Source organism: Chryseolinea lacunae (genome assembly GCF_016735595.1).
In the GTDB taxonomy this organism is placed as follows: Bacteria; Bacteroidota; Bacteroidia; order Cytophagales; family Cyclobacteriaceae; genus Chryseolinea; species Chryseolinea lacunae.
In genome coordinates this window covers 225,182-245,973 of record NZ_JAERRB010000002.1, presented here as the reverse complement: position 1 = coordinate 245,973, position 20,792 = coordinate 225,182, and the positions used below count along the sequence as shown (strand labels likewise).

Here is a 20,792-nt window from a genome sequence, read left to right as displayed (position 1 = left end):
TGCCGCATTCACTTTCCCATATTCATCAGGTCAATCATCAAATTGAACGCATCGGTCGATGTGGGACTTTGAAGTTTCAGCGGCTTGGTGATGAACCCCGTCACGCCAAGTTTGCGGGCAGCGGCCTTGTCTTCGTGTTCTTCGGAGGTGGTGAGCATGAAAATTCTGATGTCTTTAAAAACCGGGTGACTTTTGATTCGCGTGGCCAGTTCAAAGCCGTTCAGCTTGGGCATGTTCAGATCCAGCAGTATGATATCCGGCGGCCCCGTGAAAATGCTGCTCTCGGTTTCCTCCATCATCTCCCACGCTTCTTCGCCGTTGTTGGCAATTTTCAGGCGATGAAGAATTTGTTTTTTCTCCAGCGTGCGCATCACGTCGATCTGATCCAACCGATCGTCCTCTACCAGAAGTATATTGATTATTCTATTCATGTGTCTCGTCTTTAGGCCAATAAAAAGAGAACGTGGCGCCCCGGCCCGTTTCTGACTCCAGGTGAATGGTGAGTTTTCGGTCGTCCAGAATTTTTTTCACGATAGACAACCCCACGCCGGTGCTCTCCACAAAATCGCGGGGATGAAGCGTTTGAAAAATCCGGAATATTTTCTGATGATACTTCGGGTCAATGCCGGGACCATTGTCTTCCACAAAAAACTGGTAATATTTGCCGGCATCTTTAAAATAGACTTTCACAAAACCGTTCTCCGTCTTGTCGTGATATTTATAGGCGTTCACCATCAGGTTTGTAAAAATCTGCACCAGCGGAATACGTTCCGTGAACAGCATCGGAAATCCGGTTTGCACGGTGAGCGTGATGCCGGAACGGGACGGAAGATATTCGCGAACTTCCAGCAGCAGTTCATTCACATCTACCACTTCTTTGATTCGCTCCGCTTTTCCGATGTGGGCATATTGCAAAATGCCTTTCAGCATATCTTCCGCCCGGGCCACACGGCCCTTTATCAACGCAAGATAATCCACCACGCCCTTGGGCAACGCGGCAAGATGATCTTCCTCGATCCAGTTAATCACGTTGTCGATGCCCCGCAAAGGTGCTTTCAAGTCGTGTGAAACAATGTGCGCGAACTGATCGAGCTCGTCGCGTTGGCGTTGCAGCAGGGTGATGTTTGTGTCCAGTATTCGCGCCATGCGATTCAACGCGCGGGCCAGTTGACTCAGTTCACTTTTTCCACGATCGTGAATGTGCACCTCATAGTTTCCACCGGCAATGGCGTTGGCCATGATCACCATGTTGATCATCTTCGACGAAATGCTATAGGCAATAAACACGGCAATGCCCGTGCCCACCACAATGGAAATGATGGTGAGCGAAATCGTGACCACTTTGGTGTTGTGCACCGATGCCTTCAGCTTCTCGCGTTCTGATTCACGCAACCGGTATTCGAAATTTATGAACTGCGAAAACTTGCGTTGCAAACTGGCCTGCACATCTTTCTCCAGGCCGTCCACAAGTTTCACACGATAAAACTTGTCGAACGCCCGCTTGGTGCTGTCGGACAACAGCGTGTTTTTTCGCGCCTCCAGCAGGGGCACGGCGAAGTTCTGTATCCAATACGTGTGCAACTGGCGGATGTCGCGCAACAGGTCTTGTTGCTGCGCCTGCTCCGGAACCAGGATGGCCAGTTCTTTCAGGATGTCTTCATTCTCCTGCATGGCCGAGTCATACGACTGAATAAAGAAGCCTTCGGTGGTGAGCAGGTAGCCGCGAAGACCGCTGACCATGTTGAGAAAATTGCGCTGAAACCGGTTACTGTGGCGAACCACCACAGACGACCGCTCAAAAACCTCGGTGTTCTCGTTGGTGAGATCGGCCAGTGCATAATTTAAATAGGTGGTGATGGAGAACAGCAGCAGAATGATGAAAAAGCTAAACAGAATGATGTTGGAAATTTTCATGACCGTCTGTTAATGTTTGGAGCTTCACACGGCAACCTGCGGCGTGCACCCGGCCTGCCAATAACCATCCTGAACCGGAAGGCACACACCGGGAAAAGATTTGAAGTTCGCCTTATCGGCAGGGAATGACAACCCTGATTATAGGATAGGAACATAGCGGGTATTACCGAGCGATTTTGGATGTTCAAAGGCCACGTGTTCCGCGCGCGCGATGCCACCACTTGCACCCCTGCATCCCCGCTCCGCCCATTGTTGCTGAAATAGTTCTCAAATCATTTGCGGGCGTGGAATTTACGCGATAGTATTGTTAAGCCTGCGCCGTGTGTATGCAAGGCCGGAACACCAAAACACTATGATCTCTATGAAGACGCTCCTATTCATTCTCGGTATCGGTTTCACGCTCTCGTTTGCGGCCAACGCCCAGGACACAAAAAAGGATACGGTGATGCTCAACCACATCGCCATGTATGTGCACGACCTGAAAAAGAGCACCACATTCTATGAAACCATTCTTCGATTCAAAAAAGCCGACGAGCCCTTCAAAGACGGCAAACATACCTGGTTCGACCTGTCGCCCACGAGCCGCCTCCACCTCATTGAAGGCGCACCCAACGACATCAAGCGCGACAAAAACGATCACATGTGCTTCAGCGTCCCTTCCGTGGACGACTTCATTAAACGCCTCGAAAAAAACAACGTGTTCTTCAACAACTGGAAAGGCGAACCCAAAACATTCACGCTGCGCGTTGACGGCGTAAAACAAATCTACTTCCAGGATCCGGATGGACATTGGATCGAAATCAACGACGACGGTTTCAAAAAGTAAGTTACTGTGAGTGATGACCACACGTCGCCACAAATCGAACTGTCGCAATCAACCCCCTTTATTTTCGGAATCTCCCCCGGTCAGTGGCAACGCACGGGGGTAAATTTGTTGTGAGCAAACGGCCGCACACAGGGGCACAAATCCGATGAAAAAACAAGTACTCTTCATTCATTGCGGGGGCACGCAGGGACCCAACACCGGCAGCCGCGACCTGGTGGCGTATTTACAAGATGCGCTAGGCAGTGGCTACGACGTTCGCTATCCACAAATGCCCGACCCCGATCATCCACACTACGCCACATGGAAAAATGTTGTAGCCTGTGAACTCCGCAGTCTGCAAGACGACGCACTGCTGGTAGGCCACTCGCTGGGAGGCTCGGTGTTGCTGAAATTTCTCTCTGAAGAAAACATCACCAAACCCATTGCCGGTCTGTTCATCATTGCCGCACCATTTTTTGGGCAGGACGAATGGGACGTAGAAGAATACGAACTGCAACACAACTTCTTCCTGCACCTGCAACACGCCGCACCCGTTTTTCTATATCACAGCAACGACGACGAAGTGGTGCCCGTGAAACACCTCACCTTCTATGCCGACCTGCTTCCGCACGCATCCGTTCACGAACTCAGCTACGGCGGTCACCTCTTCGGCAACGGCTTGCAGGAACTTGTGTTCGACATCAAACAACTGAATGCACTCGCGCCCTACGAGTCTCTGTAAAAGATCGTTTAAAAAACAGCAACGTTCTCCACGATCATCGTAGAAAAAAGTCTGCCAACAAAAGGAATCGCTTATTGAATAAGCTTTGCGCGCGAAGCCAGCATAGCCGTGCAGAAACCCAATGCAGCAATCACGGCAAACGAATAGCGCAGGCTGGCCTCTTCAGCGATAAACCCGATCAACGGTGGGCCTATCAGGAAACCAAAAAAGCTGATGGTCGACACCGCCGCCAGCGCCATGCTCGGCGACAGCGTAGGCGACTTGCCCGCAGCACTATACACCAGCGGCACCACCGACGACACACCAAAGCCCACCAACAGAAAGCCTGCGGTGACCGGCACGATGTAGGGAAAAATTACAGACACCATCAGACCCGTCGCGATGAGTACGCCACTCATCTGCAACATTTTCTTGCGCCCGATCTTATTGGCCAACCAATCTCCGGCAAAACGGCCGCCGGCCATAGTGCTCATGAAGGCCACATAACCCACGGTGGTGAGCGTCTTGGGTGCGTTCACCACTTTCTGAAAGTATACGCCGCTCCAGTCAAACATCGCCCCTTCGCAGGCCATGCCGCAAAATCCGATAAGACCTAACGTGAGCAACGCACTGTCGGGCCGGGCAAAAAAAGGTTGGTCGCCACTGCTGATTTTTCCGCGCAGCGTATAGGGATAGGCCACCGCGATCAACGCAAAACAAAACACCGCGATGCCTACAAAATGAAACGACGGCGCTACATCTTTCGACACCAGCAATGTGCCCACGGCTGCGCCCGAAAATCCCGCGAGGCTCCACGCACCGTGAAAGGAAGCCATGATTGATTTTTTATAGATGTTCTCCACACCAATGGCCTGCGTGTTCACCGCGATGTTCACAAGGTTGCCCACCAGTCCAAAACAAAAAAGCGCCGCCACCAGTTGCCAGGTTGCTTGCATGAACCCCACAGCCACCAGCGTGAGCACATAACAAAGCGCACCGATCAGCAACATCTTTTTGCTGCCAAACTTTGTCACCATCCATCCCGACACGGGCAGACTGGCAATGGAGCCGGCAGGCAATGCAAACAACACGCTACCTAAACCAGCGTCGCTAAGGCCCATCAGGTTTTTGATGTCGGGTATGCGGCTGGCCCATGACGCGAAACACAACCCTTGGGTGAAGAAGAAGGTGCCCACACCAAGCCGCACATAGCCTTTAACGGAGATGGCGCGCCGGATGTTCCAGATACGCATCTTGGCTGCCGGCATCACCGGCAGATCTACCGTGCCGGGAAGCGATTGCTTCGACACCGGCCGTTCTTGTTCAGGCTTGGAGGTCATTCTTCTTTTTTATGGTAAAGATTACGAATCTGCATTTTATTTTTCCGCGGTTGTCACCGGCGCAACATCGCGCGCCATGCGCTGCGCAATAAGACTCACAAAAATAAGCTGTAGCGCGTGATACATCATGATGGGCAACAGCAGAATCCCGGCCGTGGCCGCTTGCTGAAACAACACCTTCGACATCACCGTGCCATGCACAATCGATTTCTTCGATCCACAGAACAACAACGTGATGCGCTCCTCGCGCCCCAGGCCCGCCACCTTTGCCACAAACGACAAACAAAAATACGCCACAAAGAAAAGCGCTGCCAGGCAAACACCCATCAACAGCAGTTGCACCACACTCAACTGATCGAACACGTGTCCTGCAAACGAATGGCAAAACGAAGTGTACACAATGGCAAGGATCACTGACTGATCGAAATACCGCAGCTGCTTCTTATACTTCAACGCAAAGTCACCACCATAGCCATGCAGCAGAATGCCCACCAGCACCGGGGCCAGCACCTGCAGCGCAAGTTTCAGAATGATGTCGGTGGTGTCGAGACCACTCACATCGGCCGTCAGAAACAATGCCATCCACAGCGGTGTGATGAACACACCTGCCAAGCTCGAAACACTCGCGTTGAAAATGGCTGCCGGAATATTGCCCCTTGCCATCGACACCATCACCACCGAAGACGAAACCGTTGACGGCAATGCAGCAAGATAAAACGTGCCGAGCCACAACAGTCCGGCATCGCTAGACACAAACGGTTTCGCTGCCAGCACCAGCAACGGAAACAACACAAACGTTCCCGCCTGCACCAACAGATGCAGCCGCCAGTTCGACAACCCGTCGCGAAGCGCACGCGGACTCAGCCGCAGGCCATAGAAAAAAAACACCAGCGACAATCCATAGTTGGCCAACTCTCCCAACGACACCGGCTTCTCCATCAGTCCCGGCTGTGGCCAAACATAGGCCAATAAAATCAGCGAAAGCAGCGTGATAATAAATCCATCAAGACCAACCTTCTGTAACGTAGACTTCAGAGAAAATGAAATTCGGCTCATACGAAAACGATCGCGGATAAACTTATCGACCTGTGATCGCCAAAGGTAGTGAAGGGGCTTGTAATATCCTGAATACGGTGTGATGAATGGCAGCCACACCACGGCCTGAAAAAAGAAATCGCTTCAGGCCAAAGACCCGAAGCGATAACTTCTGAAACTTTCTGCGCTTCACCGTCAAGGCAAAGCAACCGAATGTTCTATTGGATAACAGCCGTTTTACCGGTGTCTATCTTCCGTCCGTTTTGCAACACGTGATAGATATAGAGATTGCCGGGAGTAAAGATCTGTGCATACATTTCTTCATTCCACTTGCCTTGATACACACGATTGCCATCGCCATCGAAGATCACCACCGCATATTCGTAGCCGGCAGGATACTGTTGGTTCAGGAAAACAAAATTATCAGTAGCGGCAACACCTTCTTCTACCGGTGCGCTTTCCGCTTCGGTAAACGTGTTGGTTTCAGGAGCAGTTTCCGTAGCCATGCGCACCGCCACACCCGTAGCTCTTGCTTGTGTGAGGTCAATCACAACCAACCAGCCGATGTAACCAAAGTTCATGGCACTGCCCGAAACTTTGCGCGCCGAAAGACCAATCTCGCCTTGTGCGTTCGGCTTGATGTTGGTGTATTCCACCTGTGTTGATGCGTTGTTAGTCACCATCAGGGTTTTGATGTTGGTGCCGTTCACACGATACTCAAACGTGCCATACTGATCGGCTGTGCCGTTGCCCGAAGCACGCGATGCACCCATTTGCAAAGTATATTCGTGTGTGGGATCAAGCTTCGAAACTTTCAGGTTGTCGCCTTGCACCACACCGTTCACCGTTGCACCATATGCTGCGTTGTAGCAGAACCAGTTGGTCGACACCACCTTCGAAGGTTGCACCGTGCCGTTGGTAACACCACCGTTATACGAAGTCGTCAGCGAACCATAGTTCACCGGGCTCCACTGCGTAGTCGACACACTGCTCACCATGATGCCGCTGGCCGGATCGGTTGCCGAAATAACGCTGGCGTGAGGTGCGCCCACAAGATCCACCCAGCCGCTCACGTTGGCTGCTGTAGGAGTGAAGTTAAAGCGACCCGTAACGTTGTTGCTCACCGTCACCGTCACATCATCGCTGGCGGTTGCACCACCGTTGTCAGTCACCGTAAGTCTGAAGGAATAGGTTCCGGTAGAAAGTCCGGTCACACTCGCCGTTTGTGCGCTGGCGTTGGTAAGGGTTGCTGTGCCACCCGACACTTTTGTCCAGGCATACGACGTGATGGTTCCGTCAACATCGGCTGCTGTTCCGGCAAGTGGCGTCGTGTTGGCCGGAGCTGTAAGGGCCACATCGGCACCCGCGCTCGCCGTAGGAAGAACGTTGGGAATAGCCGCCGTTACCGTCACATCATCACTCACGGCTGCACCGCTGTTGTCGGTAGCCGTCAAACGAAACACATAGGTTCCGGTCACCAGGCCGGTCAGGTTCACCGTGGCCGTGTTGGCATTGGTCAACGTGGCCGCACCGCCCGACACTTTCGTCCAGGCATACGAAGCAATAGAGCCATCGGCATCCGTTGCTGTGCCGCTCAACACTACTGAACTTGTGGTGATCGATTTGTCTGCACCTGCATTCACTACCGGCACCACGTTGGCAAGCACGGTCAGTGTCATGTCATCAGATGCTGTAGCGCCGCCATTGTCGGTCACCGTGAGACGGAACACATACGTGCCCGCTACGAGGTTGCTCAGACTAAGCGTGGCCGTGTTGCCGTTGGTCATTGTTGCTGCACCACCCGACACTTTTGTCCAGGCATACGATGCAATGGAGCCGTCGGCGTCTGTTGCTGTTCCGGTGATGGTTCCCGACGAGGGGGGCACACCAAAAGTTTTGTCTGCACCGGCGCTCACCGTAGGAGGATTGTTGGCGGTTACCGTAACCGTCACATCATCGGAAGCCGTGGCTCCGGCATTGTCGGTCACCGTGAATCGGAACACATACGTTCCGGCGACCAGACCACTCAAGGTCACAGTAGCGGTAGTGGCGTTGGTCATTGTGGCCGTGCCACCCGAAACTTTTGTCCAGGCATATGCACTGATCGTTCCATCAGGATCGGAAGCTGTTCCGGTGATCGCGATGGTAGAAGGAGGCGATGTCAGCGACTTGTCGGCACCGGCGTTGGCCACGGGTGCCACATTGCCGGTCGACTTAAATTCGTAAGCACCGATGTCGAACGTGGCACTGCGTGCGTTGTCGTCCTTGTCTACCGTCACACCATAGCTCTTCATGTCTGTGCCAGCGTCAATGGCAGGAGAACCCGCCAGCAAGTGATAGTCCATGGCGGCAGCATCAGCAAACTTCACGTTGCCAATCACATTCGTCTTTAAGTTATTAGAGTCAACCGTACGCGCCTGCGCAGTAGGGCTGTTGTATTTCACATAAGCATAGGTGCTTTGATTCGTCACAAAGATGTTGTTGACGATGCGCGATGTGGGAGGTCCTTCGCTGTACATGATCACGGCCATGTCTTTGCAATTCACCAGCGTGTTGTTCGCGATCAAAAATCCGGTCGGAGCATAGGCGCCGGCGTAGTCGATCATCGAGAAGCCACCCAGCAAACCGTTTCGGGCGATGTTGTTGTAATACATTCCACCTCCACCCGAATCCCAGAAGCAATAACCGTTTCCGGTATCGATAATGTTGTCGTATACTTTTGCACCTGTGGTTCCACCGCCAGCCTGGAAGCCGTTGGTGTGTCCGTAATTATTGAGTGAGCCATAGTTGGTCACGGTGTTGTGGTGCACCACGCAGCCCGAAACGGCCGACCCAATCTGGATACCGTCGTTTCCAATGTTTTGCAGTGTATTATTATAGACTTGCACGTTCACCACATCGTGTTCTTTCACGGTGAGGCTTGTGCCGTTGCAGGTTTTGCCTACACCGCTGTCGTAGTGTGAATTACCAATGTAAAATCCTTCGCATCCGGTATTGGTCAGTAAATTGTCGTGAAAAATGGTATTCTTCATGGTAAAGTTGCCTCTCCATGTATTGGATTCACAGGTGGGATCGGTTTTGGCCACAATACCCACACAGCCTGTGTGGTGGACGTTCAGGTGGTCCACCTCAAAGTCCGTGCTCAGCGCCTGAAAGTTGATACCCATTTGGGCACCTGTGATCTCAATGCCGTATTTCACGGCCGGATTTCCCGATCCTGTCACCTTCACAAACGTGCAATTGTCCATCTGCATGGCATTGCCATACGACGATGGTGCACTGATAATTACGGAACTGTTGCAGATGTTCGTAATTGTAACCGGTTTATCAACCGTACCGTGGATATTCTTTAATAATATCCCCGTTCTTGTACCGCCAGCGAAACAAATTTTGTCGCCCGGCTTCACGCCCTTCGCATCCCCATCAAACTGCCATTCTGTGGCCGACGTAGAAATAATGAAGTTACAGTCACACTGGGCCATCACTGCCACCGGAACGGTGAACAGCAGAACCCCCAACAAGCCTAAAATTCTTCTTCTCATCATACATTATTTAATGACACAAATGTATAATGGATCGTACATAGCGTATCAAAATTTGGACGTTTGGTAATAGTTTATAATCACGCTTGTAACTTAAATCGTTTTTTCGGTAAATTAGAGTGGCTTTAAACTTTACCTCAGTATGCCTAAAATGTTACAAGAATTGCAGGTCATCATTCGAAAAGAACCTGCCCGCCGCGTGAAGGAATACATGGAAATCCGTCACGACGCCAAAGTATTAATCGATGCTTCCGGCGAAAAATTAGAGAACATAGCGAACGCACTTTGTATCACCCGCCAGAGCCTTTACCGGAAAAAGGAAGGCGAAGCATTGTGGAAACCTGAAGAGCTTTTGCAGCTGTTTGAGTACCTCGGAATTTAATGATGTACCTTTTTTTTGTTGCCTAAATTTTTTCAGCGTCCTTACTCAACATCGTGTATCAACACCGTGATATTTTCATTTTTTTGATGTGCATGTGCGCGAAAACTTTTTCTCAACACATCAACAGTCGGGCTACGCAACAATTCATTCCACACTTTTTAAGCTTTTATTAAGCTCATGAATTGAGCGAGATACGAACGTGATGCCCTGTTTATTATTGTCACTGCATCATCACGAAAAGTGAATTTCTCCTCTGAAAAGCCAGCGTAAAACACACGCTGGCTTTTGCTTTCACGCATTGACACACAAGCCACACGTTGCTCATCAACATCACACACATCAACCAACACATCGTTTCACGATCAACGAATGATGTGTCACGAATTTAAACTTCGCCTCATGTTCATTCACATACACATCGTGTCGTTCAACGGGATGCTATGGGTCATGAGGTTTTCATTTGTAATATTTGTGCTTTCTTCGCGGCATACTTTCGTTTCATCCCGAAGCGTCTATCGCAATCATCTTTCAGAAATAATGTATTTTTGAATATGCCGCGCATCGCAGTAAAATCTTCTGCATTTCTTCCCACTCTATTTATACTCTGGCTTGGCATTCACGTGATCCTGTTCGTTCACTATGGTTTTCGCGACCTCGTAGACTCCGGACGCTATCAAACAAAAGCCGCATTTCTCGCCTCACAAGGGAATTGGCAAGAGCAGGGCGATCTCTTTTATAGTGTATACATCGGCCTGACCGCACTATTTGGGAAGTTTTTCAACTCATCCCTACCTATCCTCATTTTTCAAAGCCTCTTGTCGGGTCTCGCCGTGGTCTCTATATATAGAGCAGCCACCAAAACATTCAACGATGACCTTGCCGGTTTCCTGGCCGGAGTCATTTTCCTGCTGTGGATCGATAACCTGCAATGGAACCTGGTGGTCATGACCGAATCATTGGCCTGTAGCCTGATGTGTTTCACCGTGTATGCATGGGTTCATTTTGAAAAACGGGCAAAGGACTATCTGTTGCTGGCCCTGTTGGTAGCACTCAACGTGTTGACAAGACCCACCGGCATGCTGGCACTCGCCGGCACAATCGTTTTCATAGCCTCCCAGCAAAATAATGAGCGTCGTCGTGTCCCGATCATTATTCAAAGTGCGGGCATTCTGATATTGGTTGGCATTTCGCTCGCAGGAGCCAATGCGATTTTCTCGCTATGGGATTTCACCGAACAGCTCTCGCGCGGCAACATCGTCACCTACATGGACACGCTGCAAGGCACACCGCTCTATGTCCAAAGCCTGCACGTGAATCCCTCCACCATCGTGCCTCCACCCCAGGGCGAAGGTTCCCTTCTGAAATTGCTCATCTTCATCACGAGCAATCCCGCCTACATCCTTCAAGCGGGCGTGTGGAAAATAATGTATCTGCTCGTGGCCGTCAGGCCATACTATTCCTGGATACACAACGGCGTCACACTCTGTTGGATGATGATGGTCTACGGACTGTTTGTTCGCGGCGTGAAGTGCAGCGGAAATGTGGCGGTGAAGCGCGGCGTGTATACGGTGATCATCGTAAACATCGCGCTCATCTTCATCACCACCATTGACTGGGACAACCGATTCTATGTGCCTATGGAACCCGGCATTGTATTATTCGCCGGAGGCGGCGCCGCAACCCTATATCGTCGTTGGAAAAACAAAATGGAAACGCCGGCATACTGATGTGCTACTTTCCAACGATCAATGTCTTCTTGTCGTCCCTCGTTTGGTCTACCGCTCCATAATCATCGTGATGCCCTGCCCGCCCGCTGCACACACAGAAATAAATCCGCGACCACTTCCCTTCTCGTTCAACAACTTGGCCATGGTGGCAATGATTCGTCCACCGGTAGCCGCAAAAGGATGCGCAGCGGCAAGACTGCTTCCCTTCACGTTCAGCTTGCTGCGATCGATGCTACCCAGGGCTTTGTCAAAACCAAAGGTCTTCATCAACGCATCGCTCTCCCATATTTTCAATGTGGCCAGCACCTGGGCCGCAAACGCTTCGTGTATTTCGTAGAAATCAAAATCCTGCAACGTGAGTCCAGCCTTCTTCAGCATACGCGTTGACGCATAGATGGGCGCCAGCAACAGGTTGTGTTGATTTTGCACATACTCAATGGCGGCCAGTTCGGCAAACGTGATGTAGGCCAGTATGGGCAACCCTTTTTCTTTTGCCCATGCTTCGCTGGCCAACAACACACACGACGCACCGTCGGTGAGTGGCGTGGAGTTGCCAGCGGTGAGCGTGCCGTTCACTTTGTCGAAGGCGGGTTTCAACTTGGCAAGCTTCTCCAGGCTGGTGTCTTTCCGAACGTTGTTGTCGCGGTCGAGGCCGAGATAGGGTGAAAGCATGTCTTTGAAAAATCCTTCGTCATAGGCTTTCACCGTTTTTTGATGACTCTGCAACGCAAGCGCGTCCTGGTCTTCGCGCGCAATGCCGTAGTGCTTCGCCGTGATTTCGGTGTGTCCGCCCATAGCCAGGCCGGTGCGTGGCTCCACGTTGAGCGGCGCCACCGGAGCGAGATCCTTGAATCGTATTTTCGAAAAGGCCTTGAGCTTCGCACCCGTGGTCTTGGCACGACGCGCCTCCAGCAAAATCTTGCGCAAATTTTCGCCGAGCAGCAGCGGCACGTTGCTGGTGGAGTCAACCCCGCCTGCAATGCCCACATCAATCTGACCCAGTGCGATTTTGTTGGCGATGTAAAGCGCTGCCTCAATGCCCGTGTCGCAGGCTTGCTGCAGGTCGCACGCCGGTGTGCCCGGATCAAGCGATGTGCTCATCAGACTTTCGCGCATCAGATTAAAGTCGCCGCTGTGTTTGATCACCGCGCCGCCGGCCACCTCACCCAACAATTGTCCCTGCAGGCGATAGCGGTCTATCAATCCGTTCAACGTCGCCACCATCATATCCTGGTTGCTAGCGGTGGCATAGGCCGTGTTTTGGCGTGCAAACGGAATGCGGTTGTAGCCTACCACGGCCACCTTTCTTCTTTCATTCGGAATATTCATGTCGGTTGCGTGTGAGACGCCGGTTATTTTTTGCGATGGAAGTATGTTTCAGATTTAAGGAACCAATATAGAAAGAAGCGCACATTCGCGAGGCACCCCCGGCGTTGTGAATTTCAATGTTCCTGTTGTTCCGTTCATCATTTCGGCTGCAGAATCAAACACGTGCTCACCGCGTGGGCATAGAGCATGCCATTGTCGTCTATCAATTGCGCTTCGGTTAACGCCGTGCGGCCGCCTGAAAAAATCACTTTGCCTGTGCCACGAAGCCGACCCGTTTTTATGGTGACGGCCTTCAGAAAATTTACTTTCAATTCCAGCGTGGTATAGCCCGTGCCAGCGGGCAACTGGGTGTGGAGCGAACAGCCCATGGCAGAATCCAATATCGCGGTGATCACGCCGCCGTGCACGCTGCCGATGGGGTTGTAGTGAAACTCTTGTGGCATAAATGAAAACACAGCCACGCCCGGCGTCATCGACTCCACCGAAAAATCAAGGGTGTGCAGAAGCGGCGGCAGCGGAATTTCTCCGTTGTTCATGGCTTGCAGATAGTCCAGGCCACTCTTCTGCTTGGCTTTGGTTGCACCTTCGGCAGGATCCTGCCAGTGTATTGTTTTACTTCTTTCCATGGCTATGATTATACCGATCGGTATGCTTATAAATAAAAAAAATCAGACAAGGCCCCGGATCATTTTCTCCACCGACTGCATCACCGCTTTGCGAAAACTGCTCTTGCCCGTCACTTTCGCTATCATAATGCCGCCTTCAATAAGCGCGATGATGGCCACAGCGGTCTGTTCAGCATCTATCTGGGCACGAAGCTCCTTCATCTTCACACCTTTTTCAATAAGCCCCACAAGCGCATTTTTCCACGACAGGATGGCCGCGTTGGCGCGCTTGCGCAGTTCCGGATGGGTGTCGTCGGCTTCGGTTGAGGTGTTGAGTATGGGGCAACCGCCCAGGGGAAACGGAAACTTCTCGAAGTTGTCGTAAACGTTCACATACACCAGCAGCTGATCGAGCACCGTGGTGCATTTGCTCATCTCGCTCTTCACCACATTCTGAACCTTCTGAAGGTTATAGTCAAACGCAGCCAGCGCCACGTCGTCTTTGCTGGTGAAGTTTCCATAGATGCTGCCCTTGGTGAGCCCCGTGGCTTCCGACAAGTCATTTATGGACGTGCCGGCATAACCCTTTGTGTTAAACACCGGCGCTGTTTTTTCGATGATGAAGGCTTTTGTTCGTGCGGCTTTCGACATGGTGATGAAAGAGTTTGGCAAGATACGAAAACTATACCGTACGGTATAATTACAAAACAACTTTTCAGCCGATTGGTTCCCCCCAGTGCACAACAAGGTCGTGTGGCGGCTTTTTACGCTTCAGATACCAAAGTCCTGCGGTGAGCGCACCGCATAGCAGAACACTATACACCTGAAACCAGATACGCCATCCCGCCTGAGCGCCGTCGGAAACGCTACACCCGGCATGACTCCAGGCCATGAAGGCGTCGGCAATGGGAAGCAGACCAAGCAGGTGGTCTTTCTTCTCGCCGGCCGTCCATCCCAGTCCAAATCCTTCAAGACCATTGCGCAGTGCAAAGCTGATGTCGTGTTCGCCGTAGTGATCCAACGTTCGCATGCCTACAATGGTGGCCGCCGGGCCTATTTGCAAAACGAGCGGACCGGAATCCACATCGCCAATGCCAAACGTGCCCTTGGCATATTCGCGAACACCGGGCAACCCAAAACGCGTGTCCACAAAATGTCCCTTGAACAGTGCAAATTGTTCACGGGCAAACGTCTCATCCAACTCCGTCAGAAAAATCAGCATAAGACTTTGTGAAGAGCCTCTCGCTTCATCGGTAGTTTTTCCGGAAAACGGATGGGCTGCATGCGCAATGAGGCCGCGCCCATCAAGGTGCTTCCTTACACGCGTCAACCAGTGTTGAATGACTTCGCGATATTCGGGCGCAAAGATTTTATCGTGCCGGGCCAGCGACGCTACACAAACCATAGCATCGGCGGGCCACGCGGCCTGGTGATAGCTCTCGGGAAATATGGCAGTTTCCAGTGCAACGGCAATCGCTTTGCAGCGCTGATTAAAAGTATCTACGTCGTCTGCTTCACGGTCGCCCGGATTTTCGAGTTGTAGTTTTCGCGCCAGGAGATAGTTGCTCCACCCGTTATAAAACGCGCCGTATGGCAACTTCAGATCTTCATTGAATGTGCTTCTGGCGTGGGGCGAGTTGACCAATTGATATGCCGTGTTTATTTCGCGCTGTGCTTCCTTGAAAAGCTCAGGGTCATGCTTTAGCGATGCCGCGAAATCTGCCCATCCCAATCCATACAGCGCCGTGAAAAACACGTAGCCCTCAGGATACACGGTTTGCATCTTGTCGGCCGCGCCATCCTGCAAAGCTTCGCGCACGCCTCTCAGCTCGTGCAGCACATCGAGGTTCACAGTGTCGCCTTTCGCGATTCGGTATTGGGGACTGTCGTAAAGTTTGATGTTCACGAACAAAACAAGGCCCAGCACAAGCACAACGATACCCGTGAGGACAACCTTTATTGTTTTACGCATAGCGGCAACGATCACATAGTTTCACAGAACAACTTATGCATTTGCCTTGAATTTCTTTGCTTCGAAAAAGATTATCGTTCAGAACAATTTCAACTGATCGCTCTCATCCTCCCTCCTCACGCGCTCGCCCAACTCTCCGAAGTTGGAAAGGGAGATGCCCAGGAGCCTGATTTTCTTTTCCTCCAGGTCGGTCGCTATCAACAGTTGGTGCACGGTGGCGAGAATGGTCGGTTTGTCGTTAACACCTTGGGGGAACGACTGGCTTCGGGTGACGAGGCGGAAGTCGTGGTATTTTATTTTCAAGGTGATGGTGCGGCCTTTGAAGCCGTGGCGTTGCAAACGGCCTTCCAGGATGGTGGCGATTTTTTCCAGCTCTTCCATCATTTCACTCACGTCTTCCAGGTCGTAGGGAAAAGTATCTTCGGCGCCTACCGATTTTGTTTCGCGGTCGGGGCGCACCTCGCGGTCGTCGATGCCGCGCACGATTTTGTAGAAAAACTTTCCGGGCTTGCCAAAACGCTTTGTCAGGTCCGCTTCCGAAAGCAGCTTCAGGTCGGCGCCTTTGTGCAGGCCCATGTTGCGCATCTTCTCGGCCGTGACGCGCCCCACGCCAAAGAATTTTTCTACGGGAAGGTCTTCCATAAATTTTTCGATGCGCGACGGACCGATGAACGTGAGGCCGTCGGGCTTGTCCATGTCGGAAGCGATCTTGGCCACGAACTTGTTGATGGACACACCCGCCGAGGCGGTGAGCTGCAGTTCGTCTTTGATGGCCTGCTTGATGAGCTTGGCGATGTCGATGGCCGAGCCGATGCCTTGTTTGTCGTGTGTCACATCCAGAAACGCTTCGTCGAGCGAGAGGGGTTCGATGAGGTCGGTGTAGCGATGAAAGATTTCGCGAAGTTTTCGCGACACGTCCTTGTAAACTTCAAACCGTGGTCGCACAAAAATGACACTGGCACAGAGTTGTTTGGCGCGTTTGGAAGGCATGGCCGACCGGATGCCGTACTTGCGGGCTTCATAGCTGGCCGTGGCCACCACACCGCCACGCCCTTCAGGCGAGCCACCCACCACAATGGGCTTGCCGCGATATTCCGGATGGTCGCGTTGCTCAATGGAGGCATAGAAAGCATCCATGTCGATGTGTATGATCTTGCGGAAATTTTTTGGAGTCTGTTCCATGCGTTGCCCGTGCATCACCTTGCCCACACTTCTGCAGGTGTTCTGAACGTTTTACGGCCGCGAGGTACCGGCCGTTTCGGACGGGCCGTGTTTTCTATGGTCTCAACCCAATCCACAACGTCCGGCAAAGTATTCCACCGCTTCATCCACAATCATGTCTTTGGCCTGAAGCTTTGTCCGCAGGGTGATGCCCCCCAAGGTTTTGCAACGGCTCAGGGCCACATAGAGCTGGCCGTGCGCAAAGGCACCGCGGCCCATGTCGATGATCACGTTGTCGAACGTCAGGCCCTGACTTTTGTGGATGGTGATGGCCCACGCCAGGCGTATGGGATATTGCGTGTAGGTGCCCAGCACTTCGAACGATATGGTGTTAACGCTCTTGTCCCATGTATACGATTTTCGTTCCCACGTGACGGGATCTACGCGGTGGATGTTGCCATCGGGAAAGCGCACCATAATCACCTCGGGGGTGAGGTGCTCCACCATGCCGATGGTGCCGTTGACCCAGCGGCCCTGCAAATCGTTTTTCACCATCATCACCTGCGCACCAACGCGGAGACTAAGCGACGCGCTGGCCGGATGCAGCCGTGTGTCGAAGGCACCGTCTGTTTTTCCTTTATACGATTCGCTGTGTGTTTTCAGGGCCATGAGTTTTTGCAGATTCACCTGGTCGGCCAGGGCGTTCACAGACGTGAGCGAGATGGCGAATTCGTTCTCGTCGTGGTCGGGAGCAAAGCGGCTGTTCAGCGCATCAAGGTCGTGTGTGTCGGCGGTGCCCACACGGATGCGGTTGAGCAGGTAAATAAAATCGTCGTCCTGCTGGCGGTAGATCTTTTTCAGCTCCATCACTTTGGGGCGGCTGGCGCGAAAGGCGTCGGCGCTAAAGAAGTAGGGGCTCTCGTAGTCGTCGAGGTCGGTACTTTGAAAATCCTGCGGGCTCACCACCGGCGAAAGCTGAAACACGTCGCCGATGAAAATGAGTTGTTTGCCTCCAAAGGGAAGTTCGCTGTCCATGTTGAGGCGCAACGACAGGTCGATGGCGTCCAGGATGTCGGCCCGCACCATCGATATCTCGTCGATCACGAGCGTGTCCATTTTCCGCAGGATGCGAAGGCGCGGGTGCCCCTTGCCCCAGGGTTGTATTTCGGGATCGCCCTTCACAAGCGTGCGCAGCGGGAAGCCGAAGAACGAATGAATGGTGCCGCCCCCCACTTGCAGAGCCGCCAGGCCGGTGGGGGCCAGCACTACATATTTCTTGGTGGTGTTCTTCCGGAAATAATTCAGCAGCGTGGATTTGCCAGTGCCGGCGCGGCCCGTGAGGAAAAGTGTCTCGTTGGTATACTCCATCATGTGGTAGGCCATCGTGAGGTCGTCTTCCAGCTTGAAATGGGCCGGGAGAAGGATGGATTCTTTGTCGGGAGCACCGGTCGTCGCCGCGTTCATGATGCGGCAAAATAGCGAAGAAAACAGTAGCGTTCATGAAAACCTCTGGCGCGTCGCTGGTCCGGACGAGTTGCGACGCTCGCCCGGCCCCACGGTTGCAAGCGGGCCCAAAGACGTCGCCGCGCGTTGTGTTGGGAGGGGAATTGCCATGCAGGGTTTGGATGGGCGAACGTCGTCTACATCGATTGAAGAACCTTGGCAGGAAGATTGTAAGCTGTTTATTGTTTTCTTACTTTTAGTTTTTCGTTATAAAACGAAGACCAAAAAATTTCCTTTAAACCATGCTGCCTTCACCGGCTATGCGCTTAGTTATGATGAGATCGTTCCTATTATCCTTATCGTTCTTGGGTTGCGCCACAGCATGGGCGCAAGTGTCCGTTCTGGAAACCACCAACCCCGCGCCACGCGTGGGCGACGAAGTTGAAATTCTGGTGTCTATCAAAAAAGAAAATCTGTCGACACTCGAAAGCAAAGAGAAAAAATCGAGCGACGACTTTGCGGCCATCCGCGGCAATAAAATTGCGTATGGCGACCTCAAAATATCGCAAGTATTTTCCGACACCGGCAAGGTGAAGATCGGGCCCTTCCGGTTTTCCATTCTCGACAAGGAATACGAAACCAACAGCCTCACCCTGCGTGTTTATCCAAAACTTTCAGACCAGATCAAAGACGGACTGTGGGTGCGCACCGTGGACTTTGGCGGACAGAGTTACCTGATTATCGAACAACGCATTTCTTCGGAGTGGGAGATCGCCAAATTTGCCCAGCTGGATCGCGATCGGTTGGAAGCTGCCGGGCTCGACATTGTGACCAGCACATCGAAATCGGAAAGCCAGGTGCTGGACAAGAAAAACTCGGTTGGCGCTGCACCGGTGAAGTATAAAATATCAACCTACAAGTTCAAGCGCAGCCCGCGCTTCAAAGGCAAACTAAAAATCGACCGGAATTATTTTATTGACTTCCCGTCAAACGTGTCGCTGGATGAGCTTTGGGTGAAGAACTGATTCCGTTCTCTTCAGAAATCTCACGCTACTCCCTTTCCTCCTGCTTTCTCCGTTTCGAACGATTGGAGCAAACTGAATTCGTATCCCCTGGCGTTGCACCACTTCAACCAGGTGTCGAACGCCGCCACCATTTTTGCACCGGTCTTCTTCTTCACAAATCCCGGAAAACCAAAACGCGGTTGCGTGAGGTCTGTAAACTCCCACGGGTGAAAATAGATGTTGAGATAGTTGTCTTTAAACATGGTGATGGCACACAACCGGCGATAGATCCACAACGGCAAATTGTGGAACGACAACCAGAACAATGGGAAGCGCACAAAGGGCGTGGCCGACGCCGGTATTTCCAGCAGCGGTCCGTTGTAGAAAAAAGTACGCTTTTTAAAGTAGTTGTTATAGCGCCCGGGAATGTAGACCGGGTTCAACGATGAATTGTAGCGATAGCCCGCGTCGATAATCGCCTGGGTTTCTACGGGCATCATCCGCGCCATGCGATAGCCGGTGATCTTTCTGCCCGACAATTCTTCCAGTGCCTCGCGCGACTGTTGCAGATGTTCGTTCTTGAAATCGGAATGGTAGTAGCCATGCGAAGCAAGCTCATGTCCTTCGTTGAGAATGCGCTGGATCACGACCGGCGCATGCTTGGCAAACACCACGGTGCTAAAGAATGTGGCGCGCGCGTTGTTGCGTTTCAACAAATCGAGAATGTGGTGACATCCTTCGGTGGAAATCTGAATCTGTTCTTCGAACGCGATGGTCTTGCCGTACTCCAGCGGCATGTCAAACTCTTCGATGTCGAACGAGAGGTAGAGGGCTTTACCCTTCGGTGTAGGCATAGTTTGCTTTAACGACTGCGGGATGATTGGTGGTGCGGATCACATAGTGTGGTCTTCCTTTGCCCTGCACCACCACGCGGCCGAGATACAAACCGATGATGCCGAGCATGAGCAACTGCAAGCCGCCAAAGAAAATAACAGTCATGATGATGGACGTCCACCCCGACACGGCCTGGCCGGTGAAATAGCTGATGAGCGCGTAGGGAAGATAAATGAGTGAGATCAGGAAGAAGATGATGCCCAGATAGCCGGTGACGATGAGCGGCTTGGTGCTGAACGAGGTGATGCCCTTGAACGCAAAGGTGAGCATGCGCGCCAGGCTGTATTTGCTTTTGCCCGAAAATCTGGGGTGCGGAAAATAGCGGACGGAGGTTTGCTTGAATCCCATCCACTTCACCAGCCCGCGGATGAAGAGATCGCTTTCGCCAAACTTGGTGAACACATCCACCACCGAACGGTCCATGAGCCGGAAGTCGGCCGCACCCTTCTCGATGTCCATGTTGGAAAGTTTGTTCATCACCGTGTAGAAATAGGTCGAGCTTTTGCGTTTGAAAAGCGAGAGCGACGGGTCGTCTTCGCGGATGGTGTAGACCACGTCGAAGCCGTCTTCCCACAACTTCACAAGTTTGGGGATGAGGTCGGGCGGATGTTGCAGGTCGCAGTCGAGCGTGATCACGCAATTGCCGCGGGCCACGTCCATGCCGGCCTTGAGCGCATATTGATGGCCGAAGTTCCGGGAGAACTCGATGTAGTAGATGTTGGGTTGTTCGGCGGCGATTTCGTGCACCATCTCCAGGGAGTTGTCGCGGCTGCCGTCGTCTACAAAAATAACTTCATAGTCATACTTCAGGGTTCCCATCACGCGGAGCAGCTCGGAATAGATTTTCCGCACATTGCTGCCTTCGTTGAAGACCGGGATCACCACAGAGATCATTTGCCGTGTTGTATGGACCATACC

General features: G+C 52.2%; 18 protein-coding genes. 5 read left to right on the top strand and 13 right to left on the bottom strand.

The genetic code is table 11. The features are described from left to right. Positions 1 to 8: 8 nt before the first annotated feature. Complete coding sequence (locus JI741_RS06830; protein ID WP_202008300.1) at positions 9 to 431, bottom strand: response regulator; 423 nt, start codon at positions 429 to 431, stop codon at positions 9 to 11. Continuing rightward, positions 424 to 1,914: a sensor histidine kinase gene (locus JI741_RS06825; protein WP_202008299.1), complete on the bottom strand. Its 1,491-nt coding sequence runs from the start codon at positions 1,912 to 1,914 to the stop codon at positions 424 to 426. Before JI741_RS06825 ends, JI741_RS06830 begins: the two co-directional genes overlap by 8 nt. Positions 1,915 to 2,275: 361 nt before the next feature. Between JI741_RS06825 and JI741_RS06820 the strand changes: the two genes are divergently transcribed. Both JI741_RS06820 and JI741_RS06815 read left to right on the top strand, forming a co-directional pair. Further along, positions 2,276 to 2,740, top strand: coding sequence for a VOC family protein (locus tag JI741_RS06820; RefSeq protein WP_202008298.1), 465 nt, complete (start codon positions 2,276 to 2,278; stop codon positions 2,738 to 2,740). Positions 2,741 to 2,885: 145 nt separating this feature from the next. Next, positions 2,886 to 3,461, top strand: a complete 576-nt coding sequence (locus tag JI741_RS06815; RefSeq protein WP_202008297.1) for an alpha/beta fold hydrolase — start codon at positions 2,886 to 2,888, stop codon at positions 3,459 to 3,461. A 71-nt stretch (positions 3,462 to 3,532) separates the two neighbouring features. Here the strand turns inward: JI741_RS06815 and JI741_RS06810 are convergent, their stop codons facing one another. The 3 genes from JI741_RS06810 to JI741_RS06800 form a co-directional block, all read right to left on the bottom strand. Next, a complete protein-coding gene (locus JI741_RS06810; RefSeq protein ID WP_236675931.1) occupies positions 3,533 to 4,780 on the bottom strand; it encodes an MFS transporter in 1,248 nt (415 codons plus the stop codon). 36 nt (positions 4,781 to 4,816) lie between these two features. Continuing rightward, complete coding sequence (locus JI741_RS06805) at positions 4,817 to 5,836, bottom strand: bile acid:sodium symporter family protein (RefSeq protein WP_202008296.1); 1,020 nt, start codon at positions 5,834 to 5,836, stop codon at positions 4,817 to 4,819. Positions 5,837 to 6,033: 197 nt separating this feature from the next. After that, the gene (locus JI741_RS06800; RefSeq protein WP_202008295.1) at positions 6,034 to 9,069 is read right to left on the bottom strand and encodes a right-handed parallel beta-helix repeat-containing protein; all 3,036 of its coding nucleotides are present in this window, start codon (positions 9,067 to 9,069) and stop codon (positions 6,034 to 6,036) included. A gap of 430 nt (positions 9,070 to 9,499) precedes the next feature. Between JI741_RS06800 and JI741_RS06795 the strand changes: the two genes are divergently transcribed. Together JI741_RS06795 and JI741_RS06790 are read left to right on the top strand one after the other, a co-directional pair. Next, positions 9,500 to 9,739 (top strand): hypothetical protein, encoded by a 240-nt coding sequence (locus JI741_RS06795; protein ID WP_202008294.1) that lies wholly within the window; start codon positions 9,500 to 9,502, stop codon positions 9,737 to 9,739. A gap of 551 nt (positions 9,740 to 10,290) precedes the next feature. After that, positions 10,291 to 11,466: a glycosyltransferase family 39 protein gene (locus JI741_RS06790; RefSeq protein ID WP_202008293.1), complete on the top strand. Its 1,176-nt coding sequence runs from the start codon at positions 10,291 to 10,293 to the stop codon at positions 11,464 to 11,466. Between the two features lie 48 nt (positions 11,467 to 11,514). On the opposite strand, the gene JI741_RS06785 is transcribed toward JI741_RS06790, so the two are convergent. From JI741_RS06785 to JI741_RS06760, 6 genes are all read right to left on the bottom strand, one after another. Further along, a complete protein-coding gene (locus JI741_RS06785) occupies positions 11,515 to 12,795 on the bottom strand; it encodes an acetyl-CoA C-acetyltransferase (RefSeq protein WP_202008292.1) in 1,281 nt (426 codons plus the stop codon). A 137-nt stretch (positions 12,796 to 12,932) separates the two neighbouring features. After that, complete coding sequence (locus tag JI741_RS06780) at positions 12,933 to 13,421, bottom strand: PaaI family thioesterase (RefSeq protein ID WP_202008291.1); 489 nt, start codon at positions 13,419 to 13,421, stop codon at positions 12,933 to 12,935. Positions 13,422 to 13,463: 42 nt separating this feature from the next. Then, positions 13,464 to 14,051, bottom strand: coding sequence for a TetR/AcrR family transcriptional regulator (locus JI741_RS06775; RefSeq protein WP_202008290.1), 588 nt, complete (start codon positions 14,049 to 14,051; stop codon positions 13,464 to 13,466). A gap of 64 nt (positions 14,052 to 14,115) precedes the next feature. Beyond that, entirely contained in the window at positions 14,116 to 15,372 is a 1,257-nt protein-coding gene (locus tag JI741_RS06770; RefSeq protein ID WP_202008289.1) for a hypothetical protein, read from the bottom strand. Positions 15,373 to 15,450: 78 nt separating this feature from the next. After that, positions 15,451 to 16,554: a DNA polymerase IV gene (gene dinB, locus JI741_RS06765; RefSeq protein WP_202008288.1), complete on the bottom strand. Its 1,104-nt coding sequence runs from the start codon at positions 16,552 to 16,554 to the stop codon at positions 15,451 to 15,453. A 102-nt stretch (positions 16,555 to 16,656) separates the two neighbouring features. Next, positions 16,657 to 17,997, bottom strand: coding sequence for an ATP-dependent DNA helicase (locus tag JI741_RS06760; RefSeq protein ID WP_202008287.1), 1,341 nt, complete (start codon positions 17,995 to 17,997; stop codon positions 16,657 to 16,659). Positions 17,998 to 18,308: 311 nt separating this feature from the next. On the opposite strand from JI741_RS06760, the gene JI741_RS06755 reads away from it, so the two are divergent. Further along, entirely contained in the window at positions 18,309 to 19,001 is a 693-nt protein-coding gene (locus JI741_RS06755; RefSeq protein WP_236675930.1) for a hypothetical protein, read from the top strand. Between the two features lie 20 nt (positions 19,002 to 19,021). On the opposite strand, the gene JI741_RS06750 is transcribed toward JI741_RS06755, so the two are convergent. Together JI741_RS06750 and JI741_RS06745 are read right to left on the bottom strand one after the other, a co-directional pair. Beyond that, on the bottom strand, positions 19,022 to 19,834 hold the full coding sequence (locus tag JI741_RS06750; protein WP_202008285.1) for a polysaccharide deacetylase family protein: 813 nt from the start codon (positions 19,832 to 19,834) through the stop codon (positions 19,022 to 19,024). Then, complete coding sequence (locus JI741_RS06745) at positions 19,815 to 20,789, bottom strand: glycosyltransferase family 2 protein (protein WP_236675929.1); 975 nt, start codon at positions 20,787 to 20,789, stop codon at positions 19,815 to 19,817. The genes JI741_RS06750 and JI741_RS06745 overlap by 20 nt, the downstream gene beginning before the upstream one ends. Positions 20,790 to 20,792 lie beyond the last annotated feature (3 nt).

Bases quoted from the DNA above. Each gene is read 5' to 3' on its own strand.
- JI741_RS06830 (WP_202008300.1), bottom strand. From the start codon at position 431: ATGAATAGAATAATCAATATACTTCTGGTAGAGGACGATCGGTTGGAT.
- JI741_RS06825 (WP_202008299.1), bottom strand. From the start codon at position 1,914: ATGAAAATTTCCAACATCATTCTGTTTAGCTTTTTCATCATTCTGCTG.
- JI741_RS06820 (WP_202008298.1), top strand. From the start codon at position 2,276: ATGAAGACGCTCCTATTCATTCTCGGTATCGGTTTCACGCTCTCGTTT.
- JI741_RS06815 (WP_202008297.1), top strand. From the start codon at position 2,886: ATGAAAAAACAAGTACTCTTCATTCATTGCGGGGGCACGCAGGGACCC.
- JI741_RS06810 (WP_236675931.1), bottom strand. From the start codon at position 4,780: ATGACCTCCAAGCCTGAACAAGAACGGCCGGTGTCGAAGCAATCGCTT.
- JI741_RS06805 (WP_202008296.1), bottom strand. From the start codon at position 5,836: ATGAGCCGAATTTCATTTTCTCTGAAGTCTACGTTACAGAAGGTTGGT.
- JI741_RS06800 (WP_202008295.1), bottom strand. From the start codon at position 9,069: ATGCAGATGGACAATTGCACGTTTGTGAAGGTGACAGGATCGGGAAAT.
- JI741_RS06795 (WP_202008294.1), top strand. From the start codon at position 9,500: ATGCCTAAAATGTTACAAGAATTGCAGGTCATCATTCGAAAAGAACCT.
- JI741_RS06790 (WP_202008293.1), top strand. From the start codon at position 10,291: ATGCCGCGCATCGCAGTAAAATCTTCTGCATTTCTTCCCACTCTATTT.
- JI741_RS06785 (WP_202008292.1), bottom strand. From the start codon at position 12,795: ATGAATATTCCGAATGAAAGAAGAAAGGTGGCCGTGGTAGGCTACAAC.
- JI741_RS06780 (WP_202008291.1), bottom strand. From the start codon at position 13,421: ATGGAAAGAAGTAAAACAATACACTGGCAGGATCCTGCCGAAGGTGCA.
- JI741_RS06775 (WP_202008290.1), bottom strand. From the start codon at position 14,051: ATGTCGAAAGCCGCACGAACAAAAGCCTTCATCATCGAAAAAACAGCG.
- JI741_RS06770 (WP_202008289.1), bottom strand. From the start codon at position 15,372: ATGCGTAAAACAATAAAGGTTGTCCTCACGGGTATCGTTGTGCTTGTG.
- dinB (WP_202008288.1), bottom strand. From the start codon at position 16,554: ATGGAACAGACTCCAAAAAATTTCCGCAAGATCATACACATCGACATG.
- JI741_RS06760 (WP_202008287.1), bottom strand. From the start codon at position 17,997: ATGAACGCGGCGACGACCGGTGCTCCCGACAAAGAATCCATCCTTCTC.
- JI741_RS06755 (WP_236675930.1), top strand. From the start codon at position 18,309: ATGATGAGATCGTTCCTATTATCCTTATCGTTCTTGGGTTGCGCCACA.
- JI741_RS06750 (WP_202008285.1), bottom strand. From the start codon at position 19,834: ATGCCTACACCGAAGGGTAAAGCCCTCTACCTCTCGTTCGACATCGAA.
- JI741_RS06745 (WP_236675929.1), bottom strand. From the start codon at position 20,789: ATGGTCCATACAACACGGCAAATGATCTCTGTGGTGATCCCGGTCTTC.